Raw genomic sequence first — 5504 nt, 5'->3', positions numbered from 1 at the left:
TTTTTCACTTTCGATTTGCTCTCTTGGTCTTGTGGGGGGGGGGGGGGGGGTAAAAATCTTGTAAATGCCTTAATCCCTGTGATTATGCAGGGTTGGTTTGCACATTCTAGTCATTTTTTCCCTAATAATCAGACTTTACCTATTTTTGTCGGGACACATTTTGCTTCGGGGATTCATAAATTTTTAGAATATTTTATCGCTTATTACCCTTTTTATTTTAAAGATAAAGAAATTGGTTGTAGGGATTTAGAAACTTTGCAATTCTGTCAAAATAAAGGGCTTAAGGCTTATTTTTCACGTTGTTTGACTTTGACATTACCTAAACGCGAAGCAAATATAGAGGCAAATAAAGTTTTCTTAGTGGGGATTCCTAAGGAGTATTTACAATATATTCCACAAAATCTTTCCGACAATGCAATACAAATCAATCAACAAAATATAGAGCATCAGAATTTAAATTCCGAGCATTTTGAATCACAAGCACAAAATTTGCTAGAAACCTACAAAAACGAGGCAAAACTTATCATTACTTGTGCGTTGCATTGTGCATCTCCAGCAATTGCGATGGGAATCCCTGTCGTTTTAATCGCAAGAGACCAAGAAAACATACAGAGATTTTCTGCACTTAGTGGAATCGTGCCAATTTATACCCTAGAGGATTTAGAAAAGGGACGCGTGGATTTTGCACCACAATCTTTGAATATAGAATTGCTTAAAGAGGATATGTTGGAAAACTTGAAACTTAGTATAAAGCAAGCAATGGGAGAAAGTATAGATACGCAAGCCTTGCAAGCAATTCGCCAAAGAATCGCGGATTTTGTCCCTGCAATGCAGTCTAATGCGGCGGAATCTCAAGGTGATTCTGTTATTTTAAGCGGGGGGGGGGGGTAAATCATAATTTAGAAGCAAAAAGCATTCCCGATAAGGCTAATTTGTGGAAAAGAGACTTTAAGTATGATTTGGAGTTTAAACAAAGAGCGCAGATTTTGTTAGATTTGCTCTCGCCTCAAGCAAGGGAGAGTTTAGAATCTGTATTGGATTTGGGTTGTGGCGTGCAGTATTTTAGGGAGGTATTGAGAGAAAATCATCTCAACCCCTCTTATGTGGGGGTAGATTTGTATCCCCATCAAGAAGATAATATCCTCTGTGATTTCAATCAAGGGGAATTTCCCTATTTTTCTAAAGATTCTTTTACATTGATTGTTTGTGCGGGATTGTTTGAATATATTTGGGATTTGCCAAAGTTTATAGAGAGGATTTGTAGTCTCTCTCCTAAATTGATTTTGTGTAGTTATAACTTCATTAACGCAAGCGAAATTGATAATAAAATTTGGGTTAGGAATCGCCTAACACAAGAGGAGTTATTCAATTTATTTTTATCCAATCGGTATGTTTTAAACATCTATAAAACACATCAAAGAAATCTCCCAACAGGTTATTTTTGCTTTTGCAAAAAAGAGCTAATGGGTAAGATTTAATGGCATTGCGATTTTGCTTTCTCGTCATTGCGAGATTCCACAAGGAATCGTGGCAATCTATAATGTTGGATTCCTTTTTATTTACCACTGCGTCATTGCGAAGCCTTTGTAAAATGCTGTGGCAATCCAAATCAAGCAAAAACAATTATTCGTTTGTCATTGCGAGAAAATTTGAAAAATTTTCGTGGCAATCCATAATAGAATCTTTCCTTAAAGATTCCATTGTAAATTTACTTTTTGCAAGATTATGGATTGTTTCGTTGTGCTTCGCACTTCCTCGCAATGACAGAGTAAGAAAATTCAAATATTATTTTACTTTTTGTTTAAATAATATTTAAAAGAATAAAATAATTTATAATTTTTATCTTAATTTAGCGGCTTTTTGCTCATTTTGCTACTTTTTGTGATATAGTTAGGGGTTAATATTATTTGAAAGGATAGTTTATGGATTTTCTGATGTCCTTAAGCGAGGGAACACAATTTGCGATTCAGCTGATTGTTGTTTTGATTTGTTTGTTTTATGGGGCGCGCAAGGGCGGAATCGCTCTTGGGCTTTTAGGAGGTATTGGGCTTTTGGTTTTGGCTTTTGGTTTTGGCGTTCAGCCCGGTAAGCCTGCAGTTGCAGTTATGCTTACGATTCTAGCTGTGGTTGTCGCAAGTGCAACTTTGCAAGCAAGTGGTGGATTAGATGTAATGCTACAAATCGCAGAAAGAATCCTAAGGAGAAATCCAAAGTTTTTAACGATTCTAGCTCCCTTTGTAACTTGCTTCTTGACAATTCTTTGTGGAACAGGGCACGTAGTTTATACGATGATGCCTATTATCTATGACATTGCTATAAAGAACGGAATCCGTCCAGAGCGTCCAATGGCTGCTTCTTCTATCTCCTCACAAATGGGAATTATTGCAAGTCCTGTTTCTGTGGCGGTTGTTTCTTTGACTGCTTTTTTGTTAAATGCAAAAACTCCTTTGGCAGGATTTGATGGTTATGTAGATTTGCTCAAAATCACGATTCCAGCAACTTTGGGAGGCGTGTTAGTCATTGGGATTTTTTCTTGGTTTAGAGGTAAAGATTTGGATAAAGACGAGGAATTTCAAGAAAAGCTCAAAGACCCTGAATTTAAAAACTATGTTTATGGGGATTCCAAAACTCTACTTGGAGTTAAGCTTCCCGGCGTGCAATGGGCGGCAATGTGGATTTTCTTAGGAGCGATTGCAATTGTTGCGATTTTGGGAGCATTTCCAGAGCTTCGCCCACAATTTAAAGGCAAGCCAATGAATATGGTAGATACGATTCAAATCTTTATGCTTCTTGCGGGTTCTGCATTATTGATTTTTACCAAAGTAGATGCGGGTAAAATCGGCAAAAACGAAATTTTCCGCTCCGGTATGATTGCGCTTGTCGCGGTGTTTGGAATCTCTTGGATGGCAGATACAATGTTTGCAGTGCATACGCCGATGATGAAAACCGCCTTAGGAAGCGTGGTGCAAGATTATCCTTGGACTTATGCGATTATGCTATTGCTCATTTCAAAATTTGTTAATTCACAAGCCGCAGCGATTGCCGCATTCGTGCCTTTGGCATTAGGAATCGGAGTGCATCCTGCAATCATCGTGGCTTTTGCTCCTGCGTGCTATGGATATTATATTTTGCCAACCTATCCAAGCGACTTAGCAACGATTCAGTTTGACCGCTCTGGCACAACACATATCGGAAGATTTGTTATCAATCATAGCTTCATTTTGCCCGGGCTTATTGGGGTGTTTAGCTCTTGTGTGTTTGGTTATTTCTTCGCAATGTTTGCGGGATATTTGGGCTAAATCAAACTTAACTTCAGTCAAGATTACCGAGATTCCGCGAGGAATCTCGCTTCAGATTCTATCGTTGTGTCATTGCAAGCAACGGAGCAATCTATAATTTAGAATCTCACCGCCTATTTTCAAATTTTTATTGATGATTGAATGCAGCCTAATAATTTATAAATTGCCACAATTCTTTGCAAAAACTCGCAGTGATAAAAAGGCAGAATCTCACAATGCGCAATTTGATAGATAATCTGATTTTTAAAGCCTTTTTTACATTTTGTGGAGTAAAATCACTTATGCTTAAAATCATAAGGAGGAAACGATGAGAGAGGTGCAATACGAAGACATCAAATCTGCTGTTGCAAAACTTGCGATTGACGCGTGCTGCATTCAGACGCCAGACATCAAGACAGCGTTTGCAGGTGCGAAAAAAACTGAACAATCGGCTTTGGGACAAAATATCCTAGATACGCTTATTGAAAATGGCAAGATTGCGCAAAACAATATGATGCCAATCTGCCAAGACACGGGCATGACGGTGGTTTTTGTCGAGATTGGGCAAGATGTGCATATCGTGGGCGGCTATATCGAGGACGCGATTAATGAGGGCATTAAAAAGGGCTACACAGAGGGCTATTTGCGCAAATCTGTCGTTGAAGAGCCGCTGTATGAGCGCAAGAATACGACAAACAATTCGCCTGCGGTGATTCACACACGCATTGTCAAGGGCGATAAGCTGCATCTCAAAGTCTGCCCCAAAGGCTTTGGCAGCGAGAATAAGAGCGTGCTCAAGATGCTTGTGCCTGCTGACGGAATCGAGGGCGTGAAAAAGGTTTTCACCGAAGCCGTGAAGCTCGCTGGACCAAACGCCTGCCCACCGATGGTGATTGGCGTTGGCATTGGCGGCACGATGGAAAAGGCGGCGATTCTCGCCAAGCAAGCGGCGGTGCGCGAGATTGATTCGAAAAACCCCGACCCACGTTATGCGAGGCTCGAGGAGGAATTGCTCGAAATCGCGAACAAAACGGGCGTTGGACCACAAGGGCTCGGCGGGACAACCACCGCGTTTACCGTGAATGTAGAATGGTATCCTACGCACATTGCGGGGCTTCCTGTGGCTGTGAATATCAATTGCCACGCGGCGCGACACGCCGATATTGAGCTATAAGGAGGGAAAGATGTCAGAACCAAAGAAAATCACAGCACCTTTGAGTAAAGAAGTGGCAAAGAGCCTCAAGGCGGGCGAGAGCGTGCTCATTAGCGGCACGATTCTTTGCGCGCGCGATGCGGCGCACAAGGCTTTGACAGAGGCGCTTGCGCGTGGCGAGAAGCTCCCTGTGGATTTGGCGGGCGAGACGATTTATTATCTCGGACCAACGCCTGCGAAGCCGGGCAACGCGATTGGCAGCGCGGGACCAACCACGAGCGGGCGCATGGACAAATACACGCCGACAATCATTGAGCAAGGAATCCACGGAATGATTGGCAAGGGCTACCGAAGCAAGGAAGTCATCGATTCTATGGTCAAACACAGCGTGGTGTATATGGTTGCGGTGGGCGGCGCGGCGGCGCTCATCTCGAAATGTATCACCAAATACGAGGTTTTGGCTTATCCCGAGCTTGGACCCGAGGCGGTGGCGCGGCTCACGATTGAGAACTTCCCCGCGATTGTCGCGATTGACGCGCAAGGCAACAACTATTACGAGGTTGGGCAAGCACCGTATAAGAAGATTTAGGCTGCTCTCTTTTTGTTTTTTATAGATTCCCTTTGGGGAATCAAAAACTAATGCTTGCATTATTTGTAGCAAGATTACACTAAACCCTAAGCTTCCAATAACAATAGATGCTGTGTAATGTGTTTGTCAAGGTAGAGGAGAGATTATGTAGGTTATAAAGCTATTGCGTTTTTATCATTTCCTTTGTTTTAAAATCTTCAATATCTTTATAATTGGATAGTGAAAGTTCTTCTGTTATACCTTGTAACTTATCTCTATTTTCTTTTTTTCTTTTTTCAATTAATTCTTTCCATGTTGTTGCTTTTATTTCGTAATTCTCTCCATTTAAAGTTGGCATGTCTTCTCCTCTTTGAGATGAAATGCAAATGGCTCGAACAAAATTGATGGAATTATTCTGTTTTCGTAATGCCTTAAGAATCTTAAGGATATATTTTTCGAGAACTTCATTAAGTATTTTGTGGGTAATTTCTACTCTTGTTGCTTT

6 protein-coding genes and 1 pseudogene are annotated in these 5504 nt (G+C 41.1%); 5 read left to right on the top strand and 2 right to left on the bottom strand.

Annotated elements, in window-relative coordinates:
• Together HDT10_RS03095 and HDT10_RS03090 are read left to right on the top strand one after the other, a co-directional pair.
• On the top strand, window positions 1-891 hold an 891-nt coding region (locus HDT10_RS03095), incomplete at its 5' end, for a polysaccharide pyruvyl transferase family protein (RefSeq protein WP_290879878.1).
• A gap of 41 nt (window positions 892-932) precedes the next feature.
• The gene (locus HDT10_RS03090) at window positions 933-1478 is read left to right on the top strand and encodes a methyltransferase domain-containing protein (RefSeq protein WP_290879875.1); all 546 of its coding nucleotides are present in this window, start codon (window positions 933-935) and stop codon (window positions 1476-1478) included.
• Between the two features lie 145 nt (window positions 1479-1623).
• Here HDT10_RS03090 and HDT10_RS03085 read toward each other — a convergent pair whose 3' ends face one another.
• The gene (locus HDT10_RS03085; RefSeq protein WP_290879874.1) at window positions 1624-1782 is read right to left on the bottom strand and encodes a hypothetical protein; all 159 of its coding nucleotides are present in this window, start codon (window positions 1780-1782) and stop codon (window positions 1624-1626) included.
• 140 nt (window positions 1783-1922) lie between these two features.
• Here HDT10_RS03085 and HDT10_RS03080 point away from each other — a divergent pair, with 140 nt between their 5' ends.
• The 3 genes from HDT10_RS03080 (at window position 1923) to HDT10_RS03070 (ending at window position 5020) form a co-directional block, all read left to right on the top strand.
• Complete coding sequence (locus tag HDT10_RS03080; RefSeq protein WP_290879872.1) at window positions 1923-3299, top strand: anaerobic C4-dicarboxylate transporter; 1377 nt, start codon at window positions 1923-1925, stop codon at window positions 3297-3299.
• Between the two features lie 307 nt (window positions 3300-3606).
• The gene (locus tag HDT10_RS03075; protein ID WP_290879870.1) at window positions 3607-4452 is read left to right on the top strand and encodes a fumarate hydratase; all 846 of its coding nucleotides are present in this window, start codon (window positions 3607-3609) and stop codon (window positions 4450-4452) included.
• Window positions 4453-4462: 10 nt separating this feature from the next.
• The gene (locus HDT10_RS03070; protein WP_290879868.1) at window positions 4463-5020 is read left to right on the top strand and encodes a Fe-S-containing hydro-lyase; all 558 of its coding nucleotides are present in this window, start codon (window positions 4463-4465) and stop codon (window positions 5018-5020) included.
• Window positions 5021-5180: 160 nt separating this feature from the next.
• Here HDT10_RS03070 and HDT10_RS03065 read toward each other — a convergent pair.
• Window positions 5181-5504: pseudogene (locus tag HDT10_RS03065) on the bottom strand (hypothetical protein); the annotation flags it as partial.

The organism is Helicobacter sp., from assembly GCF_014799995.1.
Lineage (GTDB): Bacteria > Campylobacterota > Campylobacteria > Campylobacterales > Helicobacteraceae > Helicobacter_D.
The sequence above is the reverse complement of the archived record's forward strand: the minus strand, read 5'-3'. Positions and strand labels throughout refer to the sequence as shown.

Excerpts from the sequence above, each read along its gene's own strand:
- HDT10_RS03080 (WP_290879872.1), top strand. The coding sequence starts at position 1,923 with ATGGATTTTCTGATGTCCTTAAGCGAGGGAACACAATTTGCGATTCAG.
- HDT10_RS03075 (WP_290879870.1), top strand. The coding sequence starts at position 3,607 with ATGAGAGAGGTGCAATACGAAGACATCAAATCTGCTGTTGCAAAACTT.
- HDT10_RS03070 (WP_290879868.1), top strand. The coding sequence starts at position 4,463 with ATGTCAGAACCAAAGAAAATCACAGCACCTTTGAGTAAAGAAGTGGCA.